General features: G+C 70.0%; 27 protein-coding genes. 8 read left to right on the top strand and 19 right to left on the bottom strand.

Annotation, left to right across the window (positions count from 1 at the left end):
* Positions 1 to 15: 15 nt before the first annotated feature.
* Both AB0I43_RS30525 and AB0I43_RS30520 read right to left on the bottom strand, forming a co-directional pair.
* Complete coding sequence (locus tag AB0I43_RS30525; RefSeq protein ID WP_356980258.1) at positions 16 to 429, bottom strand: hypothetical protein; 414 nt, start codon at positions 427 to 429, stop codon at positions 16 to 18.
* Positions 430 to 517: 88 nt separating this feature from the next.
* A complete protein-coding gene (locus AB0I43_RS30520; RefSeq protein ID WP_356980259.1) occupies positions 518 to 2,095 on the bottom strand; it encodes a Na+/H+ antiporter in 1,578 nt (525 codons plus the stop codon).
* A 150-nt stretch (positions 2,096 to 2,245) separates the two neighbouring features.
* On the opposite strand from AB0I43_RS30520, the gene AB0I43_RS30515 reads away from it, so the two are divergent.
* Positions 2,246 to 3,397: a cytochrome P450 gene (locus AB0I43_RS30515; protein WP_356980261.1), complete on the top strand. Its 1,152-nt coding sequence runs from the start codon at positions 2,246 to 2,248 to the stop codon at positions 3,395 to 3,397.
* A gap of 2 nt (positions 3,398 to 3,399) precedes the next feature.
* On the opposite strand, the gene AB0I43_RS30510 is transcribed toward AB0I43_RS30515, so the two are convergent.
* The 11 genes from AB0I43_RS30510 to AB0I43_RS30460 all read right to left on the bottom strand — a co-directional run bounded on the left by AB0I43_RS30510 (position 3,400) and on the right by AB0I43_RS30460 (position 14,017).
* Positions 3,400 to 4,419 carry a DUF418 domain-containing protein gene (locus AB0I43_RS30510; protein WP_356980263.1) on the bottom strand — a complete coding sequence of 340 codons (1,020 nt, stop codon included), beginning with the start codon at positions 4,417 to 4,419 and terminating at the stop codon, positions 3,400 to 3,402.
* 376 nt (positions 4,420 to 4,795) lie between these two features.
* Positions 4,796 to 5,041 (bottom strand): hypothetical protein, encoded by a 246-nt coding sequence (locus tag AB0I43_RS30505; protein WP_356980265.1) that lies wholly within the window; start codon positions 5,039 to 5,041, stop codon positions 4,796 to 4,798.
* Between the two features lie 105 nt (positions 5,042 to 5,146).
* Positions 5,147 to 5,842, bottom strand: coding sequence for a hypothetical protein (locus AB0I43_RS30500; RefSeq protein WP_356980267.1), 696 nt, complete (start codon positions 5,840 to 5,842; stop codon positions 5,147 to 5,149).
* Between the two features lie 188 nt (positions 5,843 to 6,030).
* Positions 6,031 to 6,993, bottom strand: coding sequence for an MlaD family protein (locus tag AB0I43_RS30495; protein ID WP_356980269.1), 963 nt, complete (start codon positions 6,991 to 6,993; stop codon positions 6,031 to 6,033).
* Positions 6,990 to 8,063: an MlaD family protein gene (locus AB0I43_RS30490; RefSeq protein WP_356980271.1), complete on the bottom strand. Its 1,074-nt coding sequence runs from the start codon at positions 8,061 to 8,063 to the stop codon at positions 6,990 to 6,992. The genes AB0I43_RS30495 and AB0I43_RS30490 overlap by 4 nt, the downstream gene beginning before the upstream one ends.
* Before the next feature lie 5 nt (positions 8,064 to 8,068).
* Positions 8,069 to 9,172: an MlaD family protein gene (locus AB0I43_RS30485; protein ID WP_356980272.1), complete on the bottom strand. Its 1,104-nt coding sequence runs from the start codon at positions 9,170 to 9,172 to the stop codon at positions 8,069 to 8,071.
* Positions 9,172 to 10,203: an MlaD family protein gene (locus AB0I43_RS30480; RefSeq protein ID WP_356980274.1), complete on the bottom strand. Its 1,032-nt coding sequence runs from the start codon at positions 10,201 to 10,203 to the stop codon at positions 9,172 to 9,174. Before AB0I43_RS30480 ends, AB0I43_RS30485 begins: the two co-directional genes overlap by 1 nt.
* Entirely contained in the window at positions 10,191 to 11,195 is a 1,005-nt protein-coding gene (locus AB0I43_RS30475; RefSeq protein WP_356980276.1) for an MlaD family protein, read from the bottom strand. Before AB0I43_RS30475 ends, AB0I43_RS30480 begins: the two co-directional genes overlap by 13 nt.
* Positions 11,192 to 12,268 (bottom strand): MlaD family protein, encoded by a 1,077-nt coding sequence (locus AB0I43_RS30470; protein ID WP_356980277.1) that lies wholly within the window; start codon positions 12,266 to 12,268, stop codon positions 11,192 to 11,194. Before AB0I43_RS30470 ends, AB0I43_RS30475 begins: the two co-directional genes overlap by 4 nt.
* 3 nt (positions 12,269 to 12,271) lie before the next feature.
* The gene (locus AB0I43_RS30465; protein ID WP_356980279.1) at positions 12,272 to 13,138 is read right to left on the bottom strand and encodes an ABC transporter permease; all 867 of its coding nucleotides are present in this window, start codon (positions 13,136 to 13,138) and stop codon (positions 12,272 to 12,274) included.
* Complete coding sequence (locus AB0I43_RS30460; RefSeq protein WP_356980280.1) at positions 13,139 to 14,017, bottom strand: ABC transporter permease; 879 nt, start codon at positions 14,015 to 14,017, stop codon at positions 13,139 to 13,141.
* Positions 14,018 to 14,547: 530 nt separating this feature from the next.
* On the opposite strand from AB0I43_RS30460, the gene AB0I43_RS30455 reads away from it, so the two are divergent.
* A complete protein-coding gene (locus tag AB0I43_RS30455; protein ID WP_356980282.1) occupies positions 14,548 to 15,669 on the top strand; it encodes a VCBS repeat-containing protein in 1,122 nt (373 codons plus the stop codon).
* Between the two features lie 48 nt (positions 15,670 to 15,717).
* Here AB0I43_RS30455 and AB0I43_RS30450 read toward each other — a convergent pair whose 3' ends face one another.
* A complete protein-coding gene (locus AB0I43_RS30450; RefSeq protein WP_356980284.1) occupies positions 15,718 to 16,641 on the bottom strand; it encodes a LysR family transcriptional regulator in 924 nt (307 codons plus the stop codon).
* A gap of 70 nt (positions 16,642 to 16,711) precedes the next feature.
* Here AB0I43_RS30450 and AB0I43_RS30445 point away from each other — a divergent pair, with 70 nt between their 5' ends.
* On the top strand, positions 16,712 to 17,842 hold the full coding sequence (locus AB0I43_RS30445) for a TDT family transporter (protein WP_356980286.1): 1,131 nt from the start codon (positions 16,712 to 16,714) through the stop codon (positions 17,840 to 17,842).
* A gap of 12 nt (positions 17,843 to 17,854) precedes the next feature.
* On the opposite strand, the gene AB0I43_RS30440 is transcribed toward AB0I43_RS30445, so the two are convergent.
* The gene (locus tag AB0I43_RS30440; RefSeq protein ID WP_356980288.1) at positions 17,855 to 18,718 is read right to left on the bottom strand and encodes an RNA polymerase sigma factor; all 864 of its coding nucleotides are present in this window, start codon (positions 18,716 to 18,718) and stop codon (positions 17,855 to 17,857) included.
* Positions 18,719 to 18,867: 149 nt separating this feature from the next.
* Positions 18,868 to 19,767: a haloalkane dehalogenase gene (locus tag AB0I43_RS30435; RefSeq protein ID WP_356980289.1), complete on the bottom strand. Its 900-nt coding sequence runs from the start codon at positions 19,765 to 19,767 to the stop codon at positions 18,868 to 18,870.
* 153 nt (positions 19,768 to 19,920) lie between these two features.
* Between AB0I43_RS30435 and AB0I43_RS30430 the strand changes: the two genes are divergently transcribed.
* Both AB0I43_RS30430 and AB0I43_RS30425 read left to right on the top strand, forming a co-directional pair.
* On the top strand, positions 19,921 to 20,685 hold the full coding sequence (locus AB0I43_RS30430; RefSeq protein ID WP_356980291.1) for an HNH endonuclease family protein: 765 nt from the start codon (positions 19,921 to 19,923) through the stop codon (positions 20,683 to 20,685).
* A 35-nt stretch (positions 20,686 to 20,720) separates the two neighbouring features.
* On the top strand, positions 20,721 to 20,945 hold the full coding sequence (locus AB0I43_RS30425) for a hypothetical protein (protein ID WP_356980293.1): 225 nt from the start codon (positions 20,721 to 20,723) through the stop codon (positions 20,943 to 20,945).
* A 3-nt stretch (positions 20,946 to 20,948) separates the two neighbouring features.
* Here AB0I43_RS30425 and AB0I43_RS30420 read toward each other — a convergent pair whose 3' ends face one another.
* Both AB0I43_RS30420 and AB0I43_RS30415 read right to left on the bottom strand, forming a co-directional pair.
* Positions 20,949 to 21,308: an ACT domain-containing protein gene (locus AB0I43_RS30420; protein ID WP_357433050.1), complete on the bottom strand. Its 360-nt coding sequence runs from the start codon at positions 21,306 to 21,308 to the stop codon at positions 20,949 to 20,951.
* A 37-nt stretch (positions 21,309 to 21,345) separates the two neighbouring features.
* Entirely contained in the window at positions 21,346 to 21,777 is a 432-nt protein-coding gene (locus AB0I43_RS30415) for a hypothetical protein (RefSeq protein ID WP_356980296.1), read from the bottom strand.
* An 86-nt stretch (positions 21,778 to 21,863) separates the two neighbouring features.
* Here AB0I43_RS30415 and AB0I43_RS30410 point away from each other — a divergent pair, with 86 nt between their 5' ends.
* Entirely contained in the window at positions 21,864 to 22,658 is a 795-nt protein-coding gene (locus AB0I43_RS30410) for a helix-turn-helix transcriptional regulator (RefSeq protein ID WP_356980297.1), read from the top strand.
* Positions 22,659 to 22,663: 5 nt separating this feature from the next.
* Here AB0I43_RS30410 and AB0I43_RS30405 read toward each other — a convergent pair whose 3' ends face one another.
* A complete protein-coding gene (locus AB0I43_RS30405; RefSeq protein ID WP_356980299.1) occupies positions 22,664 to 23,584 on the bottom strand; it encodes a LysR family transcriptional regulator in 921 nt (306 codons plus the stop codon).
* A gap of 84 nt (positions 23,585 to 23,668) precedes the next feature.
* Here AB0I43_RS30405 and AB0I43_RS30400 point away from each other — a divergent pair, with 84 nt between their 5' ends.
* Together AB0I43_RS30400 and AB0I43_RS30395 are read left to right on the top strand one after the other, a co-directional pair.
* On the top strand, positions 23,669 to 24,364 hold the full coding sequence (locus AB0I43_RS30400) for a type 1 glutamine amidotransferase domain-containing protein (RefSeq protein WP_356980301.1): 696 nt from the start codon (positions 23,669 to 23,671) through the stop codon (positions 24,362 to 24,364).
* A 37-nt stretch (positions 24,365 to 24,401) separates the two neighbouring features.
* Entirely contained in the window at positions 24,402 to 24,872 is a 471-nt protein-coding gene (locus AB0I43_RS30395) for a hypothetical protein (protein ID WP_356980302.1), read from the top strand.

The raw sequence follows: 24,872 nt of genomic DNA, 5'->3' as shown, positions 1-24,872 counted from the left end.
CCAGGCTTGTGAAAATCACCGCGGTGCGGTCGCTCCGGGTGTGGTCTTTACCGAGCCGGATGACTTCGGCAGGAACTTGTTGAAACTCCACACCGGCTTGCTGCCGGTCGCCGGGGCCGCCGGTCGAGTGGTGTCGGCACGCTGCGCGGCCGCCACCTCACGGCGGGTTTGCTTGAGCTCCCGGCGGGTGGCCCGACTCCGCGAGGACGCGCGCCAGACTCCGGCCAGCAGCAGGCCTAGCCCTAGCATTCCGACGGCTCCGACGGCCATGCCGTAGAGGAAGAGTTCGCCTGCGGACGCGGTGAAGCTGTAGTCGAACACTGCGAATTCGCCTGTCGATGCGTCGAATTCGCCGGTGTTCGCCGCTACACCGGCGACGCCGACGATGACCGCCGCAATCAGGACGAGCAGCCCGATGAGAATGATCATGACAATCCCGTTGTCGCTGGAGTGAGCATTACAACGGAGCTATTCCCGGCAAATACCAACCCAAACAACGGATCGAACGGAGGATTTCTCAGCCGACCTTCGGCGGGTTCAGATCCAGGCGCCGGGTCACCCGGTCCACCACATCCGGCGGCATTCCCGGCTCGCGCCGCGCGGCCAGCGCCTCCCGCCGACCGGCCTCGACGATCTCCTCGCGCACCCCGCGGACCAGCCGCAAGTCCTTGATCGCCTGGGCCCGCGCCTCGTCGTCGGCGGCCTCCGGGTCGGCCCGGGCCAGCCGCCGCATGAACTGCTCGCGCAGGCTCTCGTACATCTCGTCGGGCAGGTGCTCCTGCGCCGCAAGCTCTTTCAGCCGGCTCAGCTGCGCGCGCATCACCCGCGCCCACAGCCCGCGCTCGAGTTCGCGTTCGCGCTGGGTGTCGGCGTGCACGCCGGTGAGCCGCACCACCAGCGGCAGCGTCGGCCCCTGCACCAGCAGGGTGAACAGCACCAGCGCGAAGGCCGTGAACAGGATCTCGGTGCGCCCGGGAAAGGCCGCGTCCCGCTCGGTGAGCAGCGGAATGGCCAGCGCCAGCGCCACACTGGCCACGCCGCGCATGCCCGCCCACCAGGTGACCAGCGTCTCGCGCCAGGTATAGGGCTCGTCGGCGTCCTGCCGCCGCCACCAGCTCCGGCCCAGCGCCCAGGTGGTCAGCAGCCACACCAGGCGCAAGCCCACCACCACGGCGATCACCGCGCCCGCGACCCCGAGCAGCCGGGACCAGTCCTTGCCCGTGGTCTCCAGGACATTGCCGAGTTCCAGCCCGATCAGGCCGAATGCGAAACCGGCCAGCAGCATTTCGATGATGTCCCAGAACGAGTCGCCGACCAGGCGGTAGTCGCGATCGCCGATATCGGTGACGGCGTCGGTCAGATACAGCGCGCACACCAGCACCGCGAGCACGCCCGACCCGTGCCCGGCCTCGGCCACGCCGTAGGCGGCGAAGGGCAGCAGCAGGCTCAGCGCCACCTGCCAGGACGCTTCCTCGAGGTAGGCGGTCAATTTGCTGCCCGCCCAGCCCAGGGCCAGTCCGACCAGCACCGCCACCACCGCGGCGACCACGAACTCACCCAGCGCGTGCGCCGTGGAGAAGTGGCCGGTCACGACCGCCTGCACGGCGACGGTATAGATGACGATCGCGGTGACGTCGTTGAACAGGCCCTCACCGTCGAGCACCACGACCAGGCGGCGCGGCAGGCCGAGCCGACTGGCCAGCGCCGTCGCCGCGACCGGATCCGGTGGCGCGACGATCGCGCCGAGCACGATGGCCGCCGCGATCGGCACCCCCGGATACCACCGGTGGAACACCGCCGCCACCGCGATCGCCGTCGCGATCACCAAACCCACCGCGCGCAGGGCGATCGGGCCCCAGTTCTCCGCGAACTGCTGCCAGGAGGTGCGCCGCGCGGCCGCGTACAGCAGCGGCGGCAGGACCAGCGGCAGGATCAGATGCGGCGGCAGTTCGATCCGCGGCGCCACCGGGATCAGCGCCACCACGCATCCGAACAAGGTCATCAGGACCGGTGCGGCGACCCCGATCCGCCGGGCCAGGGGCTCGGCCAGGATCGTGGCGAACAGCAGGGTGAACATCAACACCAACTGGTCCATGACCGACCAGTGTGCGGTGCGCCGCGCGGTTTCCCGTCCAGCCGCGCCGACATCGCCCACCGGCGCGTGCCGGTGCGCCGCGCGCGGGGTAGGTTGGTGCGCACCGGGTGGGGCCGAGAACTGTTGGCAGACAAGGGTGATGGGGGCAGCGTGCTGAAATTCTTCGGTACCGGGTTCGCGGCCGAGCCGTGGTCCGTACTCGATCGATTGCGCCACGACGGCGGTGTGCACCGGGTACGGACGCCGGACGGGCCGCCCGCCTGGCTGGTCACCGGCTACGCCGACGTGCGGGCGGGGCTGCTCGACGAGCGCCTCACCACCGACCCGGTGCATTCGAACCAGCGCGACTACCTGGGTTTCACGTTGCCGCCGGCGTTCGCCGCGCTGGTCGGGAACACCCCGGACGAGCACGCGCGGCTGCGGCGCACGATCACCGCGGAGCTGACGCCGCGGCGGCTGGCCGAGCGCACCCCCGAGCTGATCGACACGCTGCTGAAAGATGTGGACGCGGCGGGCACCGTCGACCTGGTCGAGCGGTTCGCGGTGCCGCTGCCCGCGGCGGTGCTCGGCGAACTGCTCGGCCTGGCCGCGCCGGACCGCGAAGCCCTACTGACGTGGGCGAATTCGGCGCTGCTGCCGACCGGGGCGGGTCTGCCGCAGGCCCGCGACACCCTGCGCACCATGCAGGCGATCGTCGCGGGCGCCCTCGAGCGGGCCGGCGGCGCCGACACCGTGCTCGGCCGCCTCGTCGCGGCGCGCGGGCGCGGGGATCTGAGCGCGGACGAATTGCAGGGCGTGCTCTTCTACCTGCTGTTCGTCTGGTACGAGGTGCTGGTCGATCTCGTGGCCGGTGCGATTCTCACCCTGCTCGAGCACCGGGATCAGCTCCCCCAGCTGCACACCGCACCCGAACGCGCCGTCGACGAATTGCTCCGGTACCTGTCCCCGCAGGTGCTCGCGGGGCCCCGATTCGCCGACACCGACCTGCAATTGGGCGAATACGCCGTGCGCCGCGGGCAGACCGTCCTGCTGTGCCTCGCGGCCGCCAACCACGACCCCGCCGTTTTCACCGCGCCCGCCCGGCTGGATCTGAGCCGCCGGCGCAACCCGCACCTGGGTCTGGGCCACGGCGGGCACTCCTGCCTGGGCACGGCGCTGGTCCGCACCATCACCGCCACGACGCTGGACCACTTCCACACGCGCTGGCCCGGCGCGGCGCTCGCGGCCGACCCCGCGGAAATCCGGTGGCGCTCGGGGTTCCGGCATCGCGGGCCGCTCACCCTGCCGATTCGCCTGGGCTGAGGTCAGGGCAGATGCAGGCCGAGCGGCGCGGCCGGTTCCGGACCGCGCCGGCGCAGCGGCACCCACTCCCACCAGGTCACGCAGCGCCACAGCCACTCCACCGGTCCATGAACGAACCAGCGTGACCATCCGGTACTGACGACGGCCTGCGCCAGCACGACGACGCAGGCCAGAAGCAGCAGCGCCACATAGCTGTTCGACGCCGACAGGTGCAGCCGGGCGTCGGCCAGCAGGATCAGCGCCGTCGCGCCGAGATAGTTGGTCAGCGCCATCCGCCCCAGCGGCCGCAGCACGTCGCCGACGATCGCACCGAACCCGGTGCGCAGCACCAGCAGCAGACCGGTCGCGTAGGCCAGTCCGGCGAGCAGCCCCGCCACCGCCGGGGCCGAACTGGCCAGATCCAGATACGGGGTCCGGAACTCCCACTGCGCCGCCAGCACCGCCGCCGGCAGAGCCAGCGCGAACACCAGCGCCACCAGCCACCCGCGCTCCCGGAACCGCTCGAGCACCCCGTAGCGCGCGGCGGCCAGGCCCAGCAGGAAAAGCCCTGGCAACAATCCGAATCCGTCACCCAGCGCGAGCACCGCCCCGGCGGTCGCCACCAGCCCGCCGGCCAGCGCGCACCACCGGGGCAACCCGGTGGCGGGCAGCAGGATCACCGCGCCCGCCAGCGCATAGGGCAGCAACGCCTCCCCCGGCTGGAACACCTGGTGGAGCAATCCCAGAACCCCCAGAGCCAGCACCCGCCGGCCCAGCACCAGCCACGGGCGCTCCCCGCGCGCGGCGGCCCGCTCGGCGAGCACCGAAAATCCGACACCGAACAGGAACGCGAGAATCGGCAGAAAGCACCCCTCGGCCACGACCGCGAGCAGATGCCGCACCGGATCCAGCACGCCCGGCGACACCGTCGCCGGCACGCCGGTGACCCGCCAGGTCTGCGCGATCACCACCCCGGCCACGGCGAAGCCGCGCACCGCGTCCCACTCCGGAACCCGCGCACCCGGATCACCCTCGATCGCCATAGCTGTACGCTATCGAGCGGCCGGCGGCCCGTCGGATATCCGACCCCGTGTCGCCACGCCGGCTACCAGCGGTGGCGGGTGGGGGCGCGATTCGGGGGACGGGTGGCGGTCGGGTTGGGGCGCAGACGGTCCCCCCAGGGCACCGGCGCCGGGCGGGTTATGCGGCGTTCCGGCTTCTTCGCGGAGAAACGCCGCCACCACATCGGGTTCAACGGGCTGCCCAGGGGACGGAGATCCGGCCCGGGTCACCCGCCGTCCGGACCAGCCGTCGTGCGCAGAACCTCGGAACATCGATCACCCTTCAACGATCCCAGCCGCGTCCACCGAATTTCGGGGTGTCGCCGTCGGCCCGGCGTGTTCGCGGTGGTCGCGCTGGTCAGCGAGGCGCGTGCGGGCACGCGCGGATCGGTGCGGGAGCCGGGAAATCGCCGTCGGCGTCGTGCCTGTGTAGTCGCCGTTGCCAGGGATGCGCGCTGGTCAGGCGCGGCAGCCGGGCGACCGGCCCCGGCAGCGGCGGCGGCGGCGCGTGACAGAGCCGGCCCGCCCGCCAGAGCAGCAGGATCAGGAGGGCGATGAGCATCTGACCCAATGCGGTCGAGCGGTCGCTCGTTTCGGCTGCCATGCGGTCGCTCGTTGCGGCTGTCATCAGTGCTGTCACCTCTGCGCGGAGAAGACGGACGGGGAGGTAGTTCGCGTGCGGCTGGCTGTCGTGCTGTCGTTCGTGCTGTCACCCCGGCGGCGGAAAGAACGGCAGGGGCGGCAGTTCGAAGGGCAACGGGGGCGGCGGCGGTGGGGGCGGCGGGGGCGGTTCCGGCGCGGGGGCGGGCGCCTCGTAGGCCGGCTCGGGAGCGGGCGGTGGCGGCGCGTACTCGGGGACGTACTGCGGTTCCGGCACGGGTTCGGGCGCGACCGGCTCCGGCGGCGGAGGCGGCGGCGGGACCGGAGCGGGCGGCGGCGGCGGAGGCACGGGCGGTGCGGTGGAGGCGCCGGCGAGGTCGCGTTGCGGCGGGCTGCACGCCCAGCTGCCGTCGGGCAGGAAGTTCCAGCGTTTGACGACGCCGTTCTCCGAGCAGTCCTCCCCCACCTTCTTTCCGTTCGGCCCCACCTTGATCGCCGAGCAGTTCCACTGGCCCTCGAGCTTGGTCCAGCGCGCCTGCACGCCACCGGCCGAGCAGTCGTCGCCGACCTGCCGGGCGGGAAACGGCGGGGCCGGGGGCGGTGCGACGGTCGGTGAATTGGGGATGGCGGAATAGGCGGCGGAGATCCGGTCGGGCCGGTCGTCGCCGGGCTGCTCCGAATTCAGGGTGACGGCAACCGAGACGATCACCGCGGCACCGGCCGCGAGCGCGGCAGCGATCGACAGCACGCGAGTGTTGTCGCGCCAGTCGTCTCTCGGGCCGGGATCGCCTTCGGATTCCACCATCGCACCGCCTTCTCTGTTGAAACAGGGAACACCGTCACGAATAGCCGATCTCCAGGGAGGCTACCGGAAGTTAGCTGAAAACTGCGCGACCTTTGACATGGTGCATTTTCGCAGTTAGCGGCCGTTATATGAAGTTGTCCAAATATTTGCTGATTAACTGCGCGTAAGACTTGGCAGAGAAGCCCGGCTCACTTCACCGAGACCCGCACTTTGACCGCGTCGGCATCGGTGCCCTGCAGCGCCTGCGAGATCAATGTGCTCAGATCGAGCTGCGGCGCACTGGACGCGATCGCGTCGGTCAGCGGCCGCAATCCCGGAATCAGCGACTTCAATTCCGGTCCGACTTCGTTGAGCCATTCGGTGATCCGTTCCAGGAACGGCACCACGCCATTGCCTTCCAGATACATCTCCGGCGCACCGTCGCTGAGGACCAATCGGCCCACCGCCTCGACCAGTCCGTCGAGCACCTTGCCGAACTCGACGAAATTCGGGGCCGCCTCCGACAGCGCCGGATTCGCCCAATCGATGTCCTTGGCCGCGAACTGGAAACTGTTGAGCAGTTCGGCGATCTTGGGCGAGCGGGTCATGATCGTGGCGGCCAGCAGATCACCCGAGCGCGCCAGCTCGGGCATCACCGACTCGGTGCCGGTCAGCGATTTGCTCATGGTCTGCACCAGCGAATCGACCACGGCCGGGTCGAGCTGGTTCATCGTCTTGGTGACCATTCGCGCCACCTCCGCGATGGACAGCGGCGTGCGCACGTCGGCGGTGTCGAGCCGCTGGCCCGCCCGCAGATAGGGGCCGCCGTCGCGCTTGGGGACGAACTGCACATAGGGCTCGCCGAGGGCCGACAGGTGCTCGATGGTGACCACGCTGTCGGTGGGCAGCCGGTGCGCGCCGTCCACCCGGAAACCGACCTCGACACCGGCCGGCGTGCTCTCGACCGAGGTCACCTTGCCGACCGCGATGCCGGTGAGCAAGATCGGCGATCCCACGCCGAGCCCGCCCGAATTCTTCAGCACCAGAGAGGCGTCGGTGTAGTCGGCGAACGGGTCGAACCGCACCACGCCGAAGGTGAGATAGGCCGCGCCGAGTATCAGGATGGCGGCGATACCGGCCAGCGAGGCCAGCGAACCGGGTTTGACCTTCATCGCACCGCTCCGATCATGCGCAGCGCCTGCACCATGCGATCCAGCTGCTCGGTGTCGGTGCCCTCCGAATTCACCTGCACGCCGGTGATATTCACCTTCGGTCCGCGCTCGGCGAAGGGAATCACCTTGTCCCGCAGGAACGCCACGAGCATCGCCAGATTCGACGGCGAGCGCAGATCCAGCGGACCTCCGCTGGCCAGCGGCACGAACGCCTTGGCGGCGGCCTCGCCGGATCGCACCAGCGGCGCCAGCCACACCAGCGACTCACCCACCGGGCCGAGCACGCCGAAGATCTTGGTGACCTCGTCGATGGACCGCGCGGCCCCGTTCACGTGCTGGACCGACTCGGCGCTGAGAATGTTGTCGAGCTCGGGCTGGATGTCGTGCAGCACCTGGGCGTTGGTGGCCAGACCGTTCAGCAGGGCGTCCACCGAATCCAGGTTCGCGGCCAGGTCGGCGGCGTCGGCGCCCATCACCTGGGAGATCCGCGCGGTCTCGCGCGGATCCTCGGGCAGCACCGAATTGAACCGGTTGATGATGTCCTGCAACTGACCGACCGCGCCGCCCTGCACGAACAGCGCCATGGCGGCCATGGTGTCCTCGAGCTGCACCGGCGGGCGGCTGTGCGCCAGATCGATGACGGCGTCGGCGCCCAGCAGTTGCCCGAAGCCGTCGGGCGGCGTGGTCAGCGCGATGTGGATATCGCCGAGCACGGTGTTCTGCCGCAATTCGGCGATGGTGCTGGCGGGCAACTGCACCGCGTCGGAGATCTCGGCGTCGACGACCACGTAGCCGCCACGTCCGGCCGGCGCCTTGTCGGCGGGCACGACGGTGACCTTCTCCACGGTCCCGACCTGCGCGCCGTTGGCGATGACCTTCGCCCGCGCCGGCAGGTTCAGCACGTTCGCGAACTGGATCTGCACGCGATGGGTCGAGCCCGAGACCGAGGTGCCGGGCACCGGCACCTCGGACGGATCGAACCCGCAGCCGCCGAGGGCGACCGCGGTCGTGAGCGCCAGCGCGAGGCCGGTGCGCCGCAGCGCCCGCCGGTCCGGGAGTCGCAGGGTCACCGATCTCATTGCGTACCAACCGATCCCAGCACCAGCTGTGTCAGGGGAACCTGCACCATTCCGTCGGCCGCGCCCGCGCACCGGCCCGGCGCGAGCGCGTTGAGCGCTGCGCACACCTGCTCCGCGTTCTGCTGCGGAATCGCGACCTTCGGTGGGGCGTAACCGATTCCGGGCGCACCGGTCTGCGGGTCCAGCACGCTCTGGAAGGCCGAGGCGACCACCGGCGCGGTCAGCACGATCTCGCGCAGCGAGCCGACGTTGGCGCGCAGCAGCTTGATCAGCGGCACCGTCTGATCCAGCAGCGCGCCGATCTGCCCGCCGAACATGGTCGTGATGTCGTTGAGCATCGGCAGCACCTGGCGCAGGCCGTCGAACAGTTCGGTGCCGGGGCCGAGCAGCTCGGTGCTGGCCTGGTGCAGCGCGGGGCCCAGCCTGGTCAGCATGGATTGCAGATCACCCCAGTGCTGCTGCACCTTCAGCGACACCGAGGCGAAGGCGTCGAAGATGCCGGCCAGATTGGCGATGTCGGCGTCGGGCGTCTTCAGCGCCGAGCCCAGCTTCTTGATCAGCTCGTTGATCTGGGGCCCGGTGCCCGCCGTGGCGCGGTCCAGCGCCGAGAGCCCGTCGGAGAGCGCGTTCGGCTGCGCCGGATCGGGTCCGACGATCTGATCGGAGAGCTGCGCCAGCGCCGTCAGCGTCTGGGTGAGGCTCTTCGGGGTCAGCGTCTTGGTGATGCACTGGCCGCCGTCCCAGCGCGCGGTGTCCTTGCCGGTGCTCAGCACGGCCAGTTCGCGATCGGCGACCACGGTGTCGGAGACCGTGGTGGCCGCGGCGTCGGCGAGCACCGGATGCTCGGCGTCGACCTCGAACTCGACCCGCACGGTGGAGCCCTGGTTACGCACGGCGGTGACGGTGCCGACGGTGATGCCGCGCATCGTCACCTGGTTGCCCTCGTAGAGCCCGATGCTGTCCGGCATGATCGCGCAGTAGGCCTGCGTCTTGTGCAGCGGATCGAAGACGACGAAATAGCCCGCGACCGCGAGCAGCCCGATCACGACCGCACCCGCGATCGACATGAACGCCTGACTGCCGAGTACCCGGTTCAGCATCAGCACTCCTTCCCGGGAAGCGGCACGCACAGACCGGTGGGCGCCGGCACGGTGTCGCCGGAGCGATCGATGACGATCCCGCCCTCCGGAATCACCAGCTCGCGCAGCTTCTCGGTGAGCGCGTGCGCGGAGGCGATCACCGGATCCAGCCGCCCGCCCAGCTGTTCGAGCTGCGGCAGCGCGTCGGCGAGCTGTTGCGCGCGCGGCTTCAGGCTGGAATCCCAGGTCGGCGCGAGCAGCGCGAGCCGCTGCACCACGCTGTTCAGCAGCGCCACCGCCTCGCGCATCTCGCCGCGCTTGTCGATCAGCACGGTCTCGAGCTGGTTCGCGTTGTCCATCAGCCGGCCGAGATCGGTCTTGGCGCCGTCGTACATCCGCACGTACTCGCTGGCCACCGAGATGGCGTTGGAGACCTGGGTGCGCTGGCGCTCGATGGCGTCGATGTAGCCGCCGACGGTGTCGAGGGTGGTGCGCACCGCCTCGGGCGCGTTGTTCACCGAGGTGTTCAGCGTGGCGAGGTTGTCGCGCAGGGTGTTGCCGTCGATCTTGCTCAGCGGCGTGGTCGCGTCCTGGAAGGTCTGCACCAGGCTGTAGGGCAGCCGCACCCGGTCCGCGGGAATCGCGCTGTCGCCCAGCGGCTTGTCGCCGGCCGGGAACAGCGCGACGTAGTGGCCGCCGACCACGGTCAGCATCCGCACGTCCAGCGAGCTCTTGTCGCCGACGAAGACATCGCTGTCCACGGTGAAGGTCATCACCACCCGATCCGGCTTCAGCTCCAGCGATTTCACCGAGCCGACCGAGATGCCGGCCAGCCGGACGTCGTCGCCGGTCTTCACCGACTGGGCCTCCGACAGCTCGGCCGTATAGGTGCTCTTGCCGAAGGGCACCACGTACAGCGCGCCCGCCGCGACGATGCCGACCACCAGCAGCGCCACGCCCAGGATGCCCAGGCGCACTTCGCGCCGCCGCTTGGCGCTGTCGTCGAGCACGCGCCGGTCACCGCCGAGCAGGCGGGAGATCATGCCTGGCATACCGCCACCTTCTGTCCGCCGATGAGCACCTGCAGCGGCGCCGGAACCTCCGCGGCGCCCTTGCTGCACTGCGGTTTCCAGCCCGCCACCGTGCGCGGCAGCGCGTTGTCGACGGCGTCGAGCAGGCCGGGCAGTTTGCCGAACACCTCGACCGCCTGCTGCGGATCCGGGAACAGCCGGCGGATCTGCGCGTCCAGGTCGGCCGCGCCGGACTCGTCCAGGCCCAGCGTCGCCAGCAGGCGGTCCAGCGGGCCCAGCACCGAGGGCGCGGTCATCGCGAAACGCGCCAGGCCGCCGATGTTCTCCTGCAGCGAGCCGAAGATGTCGGTGAGGCGCGCCAGCAGCGGCACCAGGTAGTGCACCCGGCCGCCGATCCGGTCGGAGATGTCGGACATGTTCTTGACCAGCGTGCCGATCACCTGCTGCCGGTCGCCCACGTACTTGCTGAGCTCGGCGATGGACTCCATCGCCGGGCCCAGTCCGTTGCCGTCGCCCTCCAGCACCGCGAGCATGTTCTCGGTGAACCGGTTGACCGATTCCGGGGACATCGTGGCCAGCACCGGCTTGAGGCCGTTGAACAGGCTGGTCACGTCGAAGGACGGCAGGGTCATGTCGGCGCCGATGGTGGCGTTGTCGGCCAGGCGCAGACCGGGATTCGGCTGCTGCTGCAGATCGATGTAGCGCTGGCCGGTGAGGTTCTGATAGCGGATGGCCAGCACCGAGTTGTCGTAAACCGGTGTCGCGTCCTGCACGGTCAGATGGACCCGGGCCTTGACCCCGTCCAGCGCGATGCGCTCCACCTTGCCCACCTGCACGCCGTACATGCGCACGTCGTCACCGACCTTGAGCCCGTTCGCGTCGGTGAAAAGCGCGTCGTGGGCATGGGTTTCGCCGTCCACCGGGCGCTTGATCGCGGTCAGCACCAGCGCCAGCACCACCACCATCACGCCCGCGAACAGCGCCAGCCGCCACGCCGCGGCACGTACCGTCATCGCTGAGCCTCCTCGGGGATGGCAGTCGGCGCAGCCGACGGGGTGGGTGCGTGCAGACCCAGCAGCGGCACGGCGATGCCCGGCACGTTCTGCAGATCGACCTTCAGGTTCAGCACCGGACCGTCCGGCGTATCCGGCATGGCCGCGCGCAGCCGCTCCAGCAGCAGCCCCAGCTCGGCGGCCGACTGCTGCGGCCGCGGCACCATCCGCGCCAGCACGGTCAGGATCGGCGCGAGCATGTCGGTGGCCTCGGCCAGCTGCGCGCCCGCCGCGTTCACGGTGGTCGAGAGACCCGGCAGGATCTTGCCGGTCAGCGCCGCCACGCCCACGTCGTAGCGATCCTTGTCGGTTTGCAGAATCCGAATGTCGTGGATCTGGTCCAGGATCTGGATGGTCGCGCCCGCGAACTTGCCGCCGCCGTCGAAGGCCGGGCCGAGATTGCCGAGCAGCTCGGAGGCAGGCATGTTCTGGTTGTCGGCGATGATCTTCGAGACCGAGATCAGCGCCTGCACCAGCGGGGTCATCGCCTGGAAGTCCGCGGACACCTGCGCGATCACGGTGGCCAGCTGCGGGGTCAGCACGGCCGCGCCGACCTGGGACAGGCTGCGCAGGATCGAGCCCATGGTGGCGTCGTAGACCCGGTCCGAGCGCGGCCCGGTCAGATCGATCACCCCGCCCGCGCGCAGCGGGGAACCGCCCGCGCCGCGCAGCAATTCGAGCTCGCTGATGCCGAAGAGGTTGGCCGGGGCGTAGTCCACGCGCAGGCTGTCGTCGATGCCGTGCAGGCGGGAGCCGTCCAGCCGCAACATGATCCGCTGGGTGCCGTTGGCGTCGGGGCTGATCTCCTCGACCTTGCCGACCTGCACGCCGTCCAGGCGCACCTGCGTGCCCGCGGACAGGCCGTCACCGACCTGCTCGGTGTGCAGCGCGATCCGCAGGCCGTCCTCGGTGCGCAGATTGCGGTACGCGGTGGTGGCCAGAGCCACCACCACGAGCACGGCGACGAGCGCCAGCCCGACCGTGCGGGCTTTCTTCTTGTCCGCGGCGACGCCGGGCAAACCGTATTCAGGCATCACTCACCCCGTAAAACTGATCGCCGCGTTGAAGCCCCACAGCACGATGGACAGCACCATGTCGATGGCGATGATCGACACGAAGCTGGCCCGCACCGCGCGCCCGGAGGCGATACCCACGCCTTCGGGGCCACCGCTGGCGAAGAAGCCGTAGTAGCTGTGCACCAGGATCACCACGGTTCCGAAGATGGCCACCTTGATCACCGCGGCGATCACGTCGAAACCGGAGACGAACTGGAAGAAGTAGTGGTCGTACACGCCCGCGGACTGCCCGTGCACCAGCGTGATCAGCCCGCGGCAGGCGCCGTAGGACAGGATCAGCGCGATCAGGAAGGTCGGCACGATGGCCAGCGCGCCCGCGATCACCCGGGTGGTCACCACGAACGGCACCGAGCGCAGGCCCAGCGATTCGATGGCGTCGATCTCCTCGGAGATGCGCATGGAACCGATCTCGGCGGTGATCCGGCAGCCCGCCTGGGCGGCGAAGCCGACGGCGGCGGCGATCGGGGCGAGTTCGCGGGTGGTGGCGTAGGCCGAGACGACGCCGGTGACCGGGCCCATGCCGAGCATGTCCAGGGTCGCGAAGGATTCCACCGCGACCGAGGCGCCCATCACCAGGCCGAGCACGATCATCATCGGCACGGTGCCGCCGCCGACCACGATGGAGCCGCGACCCCAGGTCATGTTCGTGATCGCCCGCATGGTCTCGCCGCGGTACCGCTTGAGGGTCAGCGGGATCGCCGAGAGCACCTGCCAGACGAAGACCGCGATGAAGCCGAGCATGTCGACCGCGCGCGCCACCCGGGAGCCGCGCCGGAAGTAGCGGCGGACCCAGCGAAAACCCTTGGGGGTGTAGGCCGATGTCGTCATCTATGCCAGCTTCGTGGGTAGGAACATGGCCGTGACCTGCGTCATCGCCAGGTTCACGATGACGATCGAGACCACCGAGAGCACCACGGCCGCGTTCACCGCGTCGGCCACACCGCGCGGGCCGCCCTTGGCCTCGAGGCCGCGCTGGCAGGCGATGATCACCACCAGGAAGCCGAAGATCAGGGCCTTGAGCAGCGAAACCCACACGTCCGCGGTGGTGGTGAAGGAGCCGAAGGTGGCCCAGTAGCTGCCCGGCGTGACGCCCTGCCCGGCGATCGCGACCGCGTATCCGGCGAGCACGCCGACGAAGATGATGAGGATATTGAGCAGCGGCGCCACGATCAGCATGGCCGCCATCCGCGGGATCACCAGCCGGTTGATCGGGTTGATGCCCATGGTGTGCAGGGCGTCGATCTCCTCGCGAATGGTGCGCGCGCCCAGGTCGGCAGCGATCGCCGCCGCGCCCGCGCCGCCGAGCAGGAAGCCGGTGGCCATCGGGGCGCCCTGCTTGATGACGCCGAGGCCGCCGGTCGCGCCGAGCAGCGAGTCCGCGCCGAGGGTGTGGATCAGATTGCCGACCTGGATGGACACGATCACGCCGAACGGGATCGCGATCAGGATGGCCGGGATGGTGGTGACGGTGATCAGCCGCCAGGCCTGCAGGATGGCCTCACGCCACTGGAACTTGCCGCGCACGATGTCGCCGGCGGCTCCGGTCACCGACTCCTCGGCGATGCCGACCGCGCGGCCGAAGGTGCGCAGGGAGGACACCACGGTGTCGGAGAAGTTCTTGCGGACCACCTGGACCGGGCTGTCGCGGCGTTTCTCCTGTCGCAGGAGTTCGAGCTGTTCCAGCGCTGCGCGGGTATCCGGGGTCATACGCGAGTTCCGCCCACGCCGGGGGCGCGGGTTGTGTCGAAGTTCATCAGGTATCTCTCCGAATCCGGCAGCAATGCCAACTCAAGCAAGCTAATAGGTACTCTAGGTCACAACAAAATCGCGCCCCTGTGACGCTGGCCACCCGGATTCGGTTTTCGATACAGCAAGAGTTATTTGTGAAACACATCACTAGATGATCACGAGTGCGACGCGGGACACATTTCCGCTGAACAGAAGCGGATTGACCATTCGCTTTTCACCGCATGCCCCCTTCCGAAATCGGACATTGCGGTCATAGCAAAATCGATCGAATCGCCCCGGCAGCGCGAATCAGGAACTTCTGACAGTGACTTCTAGATAGCTGTGCATTTGCTTTTGCGGGTCACAGCAAACGCACGCCGACAGCTGGGCACTGTGCCCGGCCGCGCTGGGCACCTGAACGAATTCCGTTGAATACCAATATCTTCAAGTGACGTGCGCCATATGGTCCGAGCCCAGGTATCGAACCTACCCGCCCGTCAGGAATTCTCATGCGCACCACTTCGCTCGCCCTCGCCGCCGCCCTCTGCCTGTTCGCCGCAGGTACCGCCCACGCCGGACCGATCACCTTCGCCGCCAAGGTGGATTCGCCCTCCGGCGGCTCGTTTCCCTCCTGGGGCCCCGGCCCCTCACCCACCGGCACCGTCGGCGCCGACTTCGACGGCGACGGCATCCTCGACATCGTGGCCGCCGACTTCCAAGGCGCCGGACCGATCCTCATGACCGGGAAGGGCGACGGGAAGTTCGGCACCGGCAGCCGGGTCGGCACCGTCGGCAACGGCTACGGCGCGGTCGCCGCCGGTGACCTCAACGGCGACGGGGCGCCCGACGTGGTGGCCCAGGCCTGGACCTTCGTGGCCACCTTCCTCAACAACGGCGACGGCACCTTCGCGCCCCCGAAGAAGGTCACCACACTGGAGGGGGCGCAACAGGAGGTGGCGGTCGCCGACACCAACGGAGACGGGAAGGCCGACGTGCTCAGCCTCGCCCCCGCCGGGGTCAAGACCTGGTTCGGCAAGGGCGACGGCAGCCTCGAATCCGGGCCCACCAGCATCATCCCCGGTGTGGCCGCCGCGTTCACCCTCGGCCGGTTCAACGCCGACAACCGCGTCGACCTGGCAGTGAACAACGATGTGCTGCAACAGGTCCACGTGTTCACCGGCAACGGGGACGGCAGCTTCGACCGGCGCGGCGCGAGCACCTCGGGCCTGATCACCGAGGACGTCCGCGCCGGCGACTTCACCGGCGACGGCATCGACGATGTGATCACCGCCGACTCCTTCTCGTTCAGCACGACGCTGCTGACTTCCGATGGCCAGGGCGGTTTCTCGAAGACCGACCGGGTCGCGCTGTCCGGCCTGGGCCCCACCAGCATCGCCGTCGGCGACTTCGACCGCGACGGCAAACTGGATGCCGCGATGTCCGCGGTGCTCAACTCGAAGATGGTGGTGTTCAGCGGAAACGGCAACGGCACCATCACCCGCGCCGGCGAGTTCGGCGTCACCTCGCAGCCGCAGACACCGGTCGTCGCGGACTTCGACCGCGACGGCAAGCTCGATGTCGTGGTCGCGGGCAGCGCCAACGCCGTCTCCTTCCTGAAGAACATCTCCTGAACACCGCCGGAACCCCGCCCGGAGACCGGGCGGGGTTGGCGCGCCGAGCTATAGAGCGGTGCTATGAGGCCCCTTCACGGCGATCGCGTACAGGTCGCGCGCGGGCCCGGTGAGGCGCTGACCGGTCGGCCAGACCGCGCGCAGGCTGCGCGTCAGATCCAGCTCGGGCACCGCGACGGCGACCAGCGCACCACTCGCCAGATCGGCGGCCACGGCGAGCGAGCTCAGCACCGAGACGCCCACCCCCGCGGCGACGGCGGACTTGATGGCGGTGGTGGACGACAACTCCAGCGCGATCTCCGGTCGCCAACCCGGAACCGCTTGGGCGACAACCTTTTCGAAGAGCGCCCGGGAACCCGAGCCGGGCTCGCGCTGGACCAGCGGCGTGGCGGCCAGTTCGGCGCGGCTCACCACCCCGCGGCGGGCCCAGCGATGCTGCGGCGCGACGACGACGAGCAGGTGGTCCCGGGCCACCTCGTGACTCTGCAAGCCGCGGAAGGTCTGCGGAGTCTCGATGAAACCGATGCCCGCGCGGCCGTCCAGCACGGCCTGCGCGACCTCGACCGAGTTGCCGGACTCCAAGGCGATGGTCACCTCGGGGGCGGCGGCGCGCATGCTCAGCAACCAGCCCGGGAACAGATACTCGGCCACGGTCTGGCTGGCGGCCACCCGCAATCGGGAGTCGCGCTCGGAGCGCAGCGCGTGGATGCCCGCGTCCAGTTGCGCGGCCGCGTCCACCACCTGCCGCGCCCACGCCGCGATCAGCTCACCGGCCGGGGTGGGCCGGGAGCCGAGCGTACTGCGCTCCAGCACCGGCATGCCGACGAGTTGCTCCAGGTAGCGGATGCGCGAGGACGCCGAGGGCTGACTGATGCCGTGTGCCTGGGCCGCGCGGCCCAGGCTGCCCAATTCGATCACCGACAGCAGCAGATCCAGCGCGGCCAGATCCGGAACCTGCGGCGAGAGGGGCATAGATCCACTCTATGCATGCATAGCTATGGCGCCGCTACCGGACGCGCCCGGCGGCGGCGAAGCTGGACCCATGACCGCCACCCTGACTCCGCCCGCGCGGCGCCTGTTCGGCGAGCTGGATCGCGAATCGCTGCGGCACCTCGGACCCAACTGGTTCGCGGCCGTGATGGGGACCGGGATCGTCGCCACGGCCGCCGCCACCCTGCCGCTGCGCCTGCCCGGGCTGCGCGGGGCGGCGATCCTGGTCTGGGGCGTCTCCGCGTTGCTGCTGCTCGGACTAACCGTCGCCTACGCCGTGCACCTGATCCGCTTCCCGGACAACGCGCGCGACCACCGGGCCAATCCGATCATGTCGCAGTTCTTCGGCGCGCCGCCGATGGCGCTGATGACCGTCGGCGCGGGCACCCTGCTGCTCGGCCGCGACGTCATCGGGCTGGGCGCGGCCGTCGCCGTGGACTGGGTGCTGTGGAGCGTGGGCACAGTGCTCGGCCTGTTCACCGCCTTCGCGATCCCCTACCGGATGTTCACCCGGCATCGGGTCGCCCGGGACGCCGCCTTCGGCGGCTGGCTCATGCCGGTGGTGCCGCCGATGGTGTCGGCGTCCATGGGCGCTTTGCTGATCCCGCACACCCCGGCCGGGCAGGCCCGGCTGACCATGATCATCGTGTGCGTCGCCATGTTCGGCCTGTCGCTGATCGCCGCGCTGGTCACCATCACCATGATCTGGTCGCGCCTGGTCCATTTCGGCGTCTCCAAGGGCGAAATGGTGCCGACCCTGTGGATCGTGCTCGGCCCGCTCGGCCAGGCGGTGACCGCCTCCGGCCTGATCGCCAATGCCGCACCCAGCGCCCTGCCCGAGCTCTACATCAAGGGACTGACCGTCTTCTCGGTCATCTTCGGCATCATCACCTGGGGTTTCGCCATGCTCTGGCTGGCGCTCGCGATCGCGGTCACCTACCGCACCTACCGCGCCGGTGAACTGAGCTTCAACCTGACCTGGTGGGGCTTCACCTTCCCCCTGGGCACCTGCATCACCGGCAGCACCGTGCTCTACACCCACACCGGCGCCTACCTTTTCGCCGGAACCGCGGTGGTGCTCTACGCGCTGCTGGTCACCGCCTGGGCGGTGGTGGTCCAGAAGACCTTGCGCGGACTGTTCAGCGGCGTGCTGCTGCGCGCTCCGGTCCCGGCGCCTGCCTGATCCCCGCCGCGCCTAATCCAGCAGCGGGAACCGGCCGGAACCCAGCAGGTCCGCGATCACCTGCCGTTTCACCTGCGGCGCGGCGTAATCCGGATGTGCGCGCAACACCGCCGCGGCATCGTGCAGCCTGATCATCTGCGCCTCGGCCTCGACGGCCGTGCGCCCACCGGGGGCGACGCGGTGCGCCGAATAGACCGGACTGTCCCGGTCGATCCGGCCCAGGCGCAGCGCCTGGTCGACCCGGCGCGAACACCGGCACAGCGCTTGCGGATTGGCGACACCGCAGCTGGCGTCCAGGAACGTGCCGATGCGCTGTTTGGCCCGCTGCAACCGTTTCCGGTAAGCGGCGGGGGTGATGTCGAGAATGTAGGCCGCCTCGGTGGACGGCAGTTCGAAAACCTCGCCGAGCACGAAGGCGACGCGCTCGTCCCGGGCCAGGCATTGCAGCATGGCCTGGCTGCAATTGAGCCGGACCTCAGCCGACAGCAGGGCCGCGTCCGGCCCCCGGTAGTCCTCCTCCGCCCGGCCATCGGCCAAACCCGCCGCGAACTGGTCGAAGTCGAGCTCGGCCCGCTCCTGCGGCGAACGGCGGCGCAGGTTGATCAGATAGTTGACGCCGATCCGATACGCCCAGGTCAGGAGTTTGGCCTCGGCCCGCCAGGTGCCCAGGTGCTGGAGGACGCGCAGCAGGATCTCCTGCGTCGCGTCCTCCGCCTCGACCGGGCGGCCGGTCATCCGGAGGGCCAAGCGGTACAGCGGATCCTGGATTTCGCGGAGCAGTGCGTCGAGAGCGTCGTGGTCGCCCGCCAGCGCACGTTCGACCAGCGCGTGCTGGTCGTCCGGCGTCGGATCCCCTGCGGCGCGCGTGAAACCCACAGCGCGACTCCCGCGCTGCGCAGGCTCCGCAATGCCATGTTCGGTCCCGATAAAGATGCCAGCGCGGCCGGCCGATTCGGATTCCACACAGACAGCATGCGCTTCCCGGAGCTGCGGCACCCAGCGGCCGGACGACGGTGTTCAGCAGATCACGGCAGCTCTGCCAGCGCGTGCCGGTCGATCCACGCAGCCACGGCCGCGCCGATCTCGTGCGGGCGGTCCTCCGGGGCATGGTGTTTGGCCGGTGGGATCATGACCTTCTCCGCGTTCGCGAACGTTCTCGCGGCCCAGTCGACCGCGGCCGCCGGGACGCCCTGGCCGTTCTCCAGCGCCATGATCAGCTTCGGAAACTCGTGCGCTCCGGCTAGATACCTGCCGTAGTTCTCGATGATCGCGACCACGTCGGCCGGTTCGCCGTCGAGCGGAAGCTCCCTGGGCCAGGCCAGCAACGGCCGACGCGAGGCGGGCGTCGGGTAGGGCGCGCGGTAGACGTCGTGATCCGCCTGCGACAGGTTCGTCACCTGCGCGGGCAGGTTGAACTCGAGGAACATGTTCTCCTCCAGCACCATTCGCTCACCTTCGGGACCGCGATACTTCGCGAACAGCTCCCGGGCCTGCGGCGGCATGTCGCTGGACTTGCCCGGTCGCAGGAACGTCTCCAGCACGGCGAGGCCGCGCACCCGCCCGGGATGGCGTGCCGCCCAGTCCATGCCGAGCGCGCCACCCCAGTCGTGGCCGACGAGGATCACCTGCTCCAGATCCAAGGCGTCGAACCAGGCGTCGAGGTAGCGAGCATGATCGACGAAACGGTACCGGCTGTCGGGTTTGCCGGAGGCGCCCATCCCGATCAGATCCGGCGCGAGCGCCCGGGTCCGATCCGAAACGTGCGGGATCACGTTCCGCCACAGGTAGGACGAGGTCGGATTGCCGTGCAGGAAAACAACCGGCACCGAGCCGGTTCCGGTGTCGGAGTAGGAAATGAAGGCATCGAGCACATCGACGGTCTCGTGTTTCATGGCCGCCCTTTCGGTTTGTTCGGTCGCGTACACCTGGTTTCGACACAGGTTTTGACCGGCCTGTGACCGCGTCCGAGGTGACGTGCGTCACCAAATGTGCCTAACCTCATACGTGGCATTGCCTTTCGTGGCTGCTACGGCGAGATACCTTGACGCCGTTCCCGATTGCAGGCGTTAGGAAAATCGATGAAGGTCACGGCCCCACGGCCCGCGGTCCTCGGCCGGGCGGCCGGTCTGTGTGTTGCCCTGGCGGTGCTCGCCGGGTGCGGGCAGAGCACGCCGGTCACGCCCGGCGCACCCAATTCCCCTGGCACGCCCGCCGGTTCGGCCGCCGAGATCAACGCCCTGGTGGAGCAGTTGCAGGTCGGCACCGAAGGCTCGATGAGCGGCTACGACCGGGAGAAGTTCCCGCACTGGGACACCAACAAGCCCGAGCACGGTTTCGGCGCGGAATTCACCCAGTACGCCAAATGCACCACCCGCGAGGTGATGCTGCTGCGCGACGCCACCGGCGCGGTCACCCTCGACGCCAAGACCTGCAAGATCACCGTCGGCAAGGGCGGCGGCTGGCAGGACGGATACGGCTTCCTCGACGCCAAGACCGGCAAGCTCAAGCCCTACAAGTTCATGACCGACTCGGCCTCGGTCGACGCCGAGCACATCGTGCCGCTGGCCGAAGCCTGGCGTTCGGGGGCGGCCGGCGGCGACGAGGACACCCGCCGCCGGATCGCGAACGACGCGCTCAACCTGGAGGCGTCGGACCCCTCGGCCAACCGCTCCAAGGGTGACCAGGACGCCGCCAACTACCTGCCGCCCGGTTCCTTCCGGTGCGTCTACATCGATCGCTACGTCCGGGTCAAGATAAAATATGGCTTGACCGTTGATTCCGCCGAACAGTCCGCCCTGCGCACCGCGGTCGCGGATTGTGTCTCTCGAGGAGAGTTCAAATAAGCGACATCATCGAGATCCCCGTCAAAGCCGCCGTCATGACCGAGGAAGAGGGCACGGTCTCCGGCGAGCTCGATATCACCGTGGACGAGGCCGGAAAGGGGCAGGTCCGCTACCGCGGCAACAAGAACTGGTACACCATCGGCAACCTCGCCGCCGAACCGCCGCGCACCTGGAAGACCGCGGCCGAACTGGCCGCGGCCATCACCTCGGGCGTCGGCCAGCGTGACGCGGCGGGCAACACCGTCCCGTTCGAGGCCTGACCCTCAGCTCGCGACGCGGTGACCGGCGGCTTCGAGCACGCCGGTCGCCGTCTCGAGCTTGTGTTCCGGGACCAGGACCAGGTCGGCGTGATAGGTGGAGGCGACGAACACCGGGATCTTCGCCTCCGCCAAGGGGCCCACCAGTGCGGCCAGCATCCCCGGCACGTCCAGGCCGTGCGCCGAGGCCCCGCCGTAGAAGCCGACCCACTTCTCCGCGTCCACCCACGGCGGCGCGTCCCGGATCACGGTGAGTCCCTCCGGCGCTCGCACCAGGGCGATCCACTCGTCGTCCTCCGGGAAGGTCGCCTCCGGGAAATGCTCGATCACGAACCGCGAAGGCACCACACTCAACCGCTGCGACATCCCGTCACTGTAGCCAGGCGCGCCGACCTGCCCGGGATCAGCCGATGTACTGGCTGTCCAGCCGGATTCGATGCTGGTCGTCGAGGGCAATGACGTCGTAGCCCGCACCGGCCACCGCGCCGTCGGCGGTGACCATGTCCCAGCCCAGACCGATCAGGCCGGTCGACAACCGCGTGGCCGCGCCCCGCGCGGCGAAGCGGTGACCGGGCGCGACGAACATCTCGTAGGCGCGGGTCACGCGGCGTTCCATCTCGGCATGCCCGCGCACCGCGACCGGCGGGATCGGAAAAGCCAACTCCGCCAGCGCCTCCCGCACGGCCTGCGGCGGATCGATCAGCAGTTGCGCGCCGTCGACCGCGAAGAGGTCGTGAATCAGCTTGCGGCGCAGGCCGTCGTCGGATTCGTTCCACACCGCGACGTAGCGCTCGGCGAAGGCGGCCAGCTCGTTGTCGTTCAATTCCTTGCTCATGGCGGTGAGCTTGCTCCGGCGGATGCGGCCGCGCGATTCCCTGCGGGGAATGGTGCGCCGGCGCGGCCTCGGCCACGATGGGACGCATGACGACAGCGGCGGCGACCGGATTTCCGCGCCAGCTCAAGCACTGGCGCACCCTGCGGCGGGTGAGCCAGCTCGATCTCGCGATCCAGGCCGAGACCAGCCAGCGCCATCTCAGCTTCCTGGAGCAGGGCCGCTCGCGCCCGGGCCGCACCATGGTGGTGCGGCTCGCCGAATCGCTGGGCCTGTCGCTGCGCGAGCGCAACGACCTGCTGCTGGCCGCCGGGTTCGCGCCGATCTTCCCCGAATCGAGCTTGGACACACCGGAACTGGCGCCGGTACGGGCCGCGCTGGACCGGATCCTGACGGGGCACCTGCCCTACCCGGCCGTGGTCATCGCGCCCTACGGCCGGCTGGTCGCGGCCAACGCCGCCTTCGATCTGCTCACCGCCACGGCCGCGCCGCACCTGCTGGCGCCGCCGCTGAACGTGCTGCGCGTGGCCCTGCACCCGGAGGGACTGGCCCGGCACGTGGTCAACCTGCCGGAGTGGGGCCGCCACGTCACCGAATCCCTGCGCGGCCGCGCCCTGCGCAGCCCCGACCCGGCCCTGGACGAGTTCATCGCCGAGCTGGAAAGTTATCTGCCCGAGGCACATCCGGGCCCCGACCACCTGGGTTTCGCGGTGCCGCTGCGGTTGCGAAGCCCGGAGGGCGAGCTCCAGCTCATCACCACGATCACCTCCTTCGCCACCGCGGTGGACATCACCCTGGCCGAGCTGCACCTGGAGGCGTTCCTCCCCGGTGACGACCACACCGCCGACTACCTGCACCGCCGCTTCGGCGAGCGGCAGCGCTGAGCGGGTCACCAGTCGCGGGCGGCGCGGCGCAGCCGCCGGGTCACCTGCTCGACGTGCGGCGACGCCGGTCCGGGCCGCCGCACCAGAAAGCCGGTGTTGATCGGCGGGTCGGCGGGTTCCAGGAGTGCGACCAGCCGCCCCGCGGCGAGGTCCGCGGCGCACAGGTAGCGCGGCAGCACGCTGAACCCCGCGCCCGCGCCGACGGTCGCGGCGACCGCCCGCAGATCCGCGACGACGACGGCCGGTTCAGCGGACAGGCGCAGCCCGAAGACGTGCCGCCAGTAGCGGCGCAGGATCGGCAGGTCCGCCGCGTAGCTGATCAGCGGCAGGCCCGCCAGCGCCGCGGGGCCCTCGGCCGCCAGCCGGTCCAGATCGACGCGGGCGGCCACGCCGGGCGCGGCGACGAGCACGAACTCCTCGTCGACCAGGGCCTCGGCGAACACCGCGCGGCCGCGCGGCCGGACCGTGGACAGCACCAGGTCGTACTGCCCGGCGCGCAGCCCGGCCAGCAGATCCTCGGACAGCCCCGCGGTGACGGTGAGCCGCACCCCCGGCTCGACCAGCGACGCCAGCGCCGGAAGCACCTGGACCGCGAGCATTTCCGCCGGTCCGGCCAGCCGCACCGGCGGTTCGGGCGCGGGATCGGTGGCGCCGCCGTGGCCGAGCGCGAGTTCCAGCGCGTCCAGCGGGCCCGCCACCCGCGCCGCCAGCTCCGAGGCGGCGGCCGTCGGCGCGACACCGCGCGGCAACCGTTCGAACAGCTGATAGCCGAGCCGCCGCTCCAACGCCCGCAGCTGCGCGGTGACCGTCGGCTGGGACAGCCCGGCCAGTCGCGCGCCCGCCGTCACCGTCCCGGCCCGGTACACCGCGAGAAACGTGCGCACCTGGGTCAGATCCAGGGCTCCATCGGTTTCCCTATCGCTCACATCGGAAAGTCTATTGGCGGGCCGATCGCTTCCGTTCCTATCGTCGATACCGCGACATCCATCCCGACGGAAGGCTCATCCACCATGGCCAAGATCCTGTTCGTGCTGACCGGCGCCGACCACTGGACGCTGAACGACGGCAGCACCCACGCCACCGGCTACTGGGCCGAGGAGTTCCTCGCGCCCTACACCGCGCTCACCGCGGCGGGCCACGAGATCGTGGTGGCGACCCCGGCCGGCACCGTGCCGCCGGTCGACCAGGTCAGCCTGACCGCAGACTCGAACGGCGGCCAGAGCGCGGCGGACGAGGCGGCCGCCGCCCTCGCCGCCGCCCCCGAACTGCACCACCCGATTCGCCTCGCCGACGCCGTCCTGGACGACTACGCCGCCGTCTACTACCCCGGCGGCCACGGCGCGATGGAAGACCTCCCCACCGACCCGGCCTCGGGCGCGTTGCTCACGGCCGCACTGGCTTCCGGCAAGCCGCTGGCCATCGTCTGCCACGGGCCCGCCGCCCTGCTGGCCGCCGTCGACGCCGACGGCAAGTCGCCCTTCGCGGGCTACCGCCTCACCGCGTTCACCAACGACGAGGAAACCGCCGCCGGCCTCGCCGGCAAGGCTCCCTGGCTGTTGCAGGACCGCCTGGTCGCCCTGGGCGCTGATTTCCGCGAGGCGGCCACGTTCGCCCCGCACATCGAGGTCGATCGCAACCTCTACACCGGTCAGAACCCGGCCTCCTCCGCCCCGCTGGCCGCCGAACTGGTGCGGGCGCTGGCCTGAGCGCTGGGGCGGCGCACCGGCCGGGGAGAATGGCCGGATGCCTGATCTGTTGTGGGATGACGTGCGGAGCCTGTTCGACCCCGAGACCATGGGCGCGCTGCCCGACCTGACGATCGCCGGCACCACCGCGGCCGACTGGCAGGCGCTGTTCGAGCTGATCCGGTCCAGCGGCTGGGAGTGGGAGTACAGCGAGGACGGGGTGCCCGCGGACCTGCCCGCGGCCGAGGAGGTGCTGGGCCGGTCCGAGGACGCCGCGATGCCGGAGCTGCGGGTGCGGCCCCGGGCGGACGTGCTGATGGTGTTCCGCCCGTGGGCCGCCGAGTCCGTCGACTTCGACGTGGATCTGCGGGAGTTGCAGGGGCAGCAGGGGGTCGACCTGCTCTGCGAGTTCCTCGGCACGATCGGCAGGCATCTGGGCAAGCCCGTCCGGCTCTCCCCCGAGACGGATCCGTCCCGGGCCGTGCTGGCGTTCGATCCGCAGGCCGACCGGGTGGTGCTGCTGGCCTGA

The sequence above is a fragment of the Nocardia sp. NPDC050435 genome, assembly GCF_040655395.1.
GTDB lineage: Bacteria > Actinomycetota > Actinomycetes > Mycobacteriales > Mycobacteriaceae > Nocardia.
The sequence above is the reverse complement of the archived record's forward strand: the minus strand, read 5'-3'. Positions and strand labels throughout refer to the sequence as shown.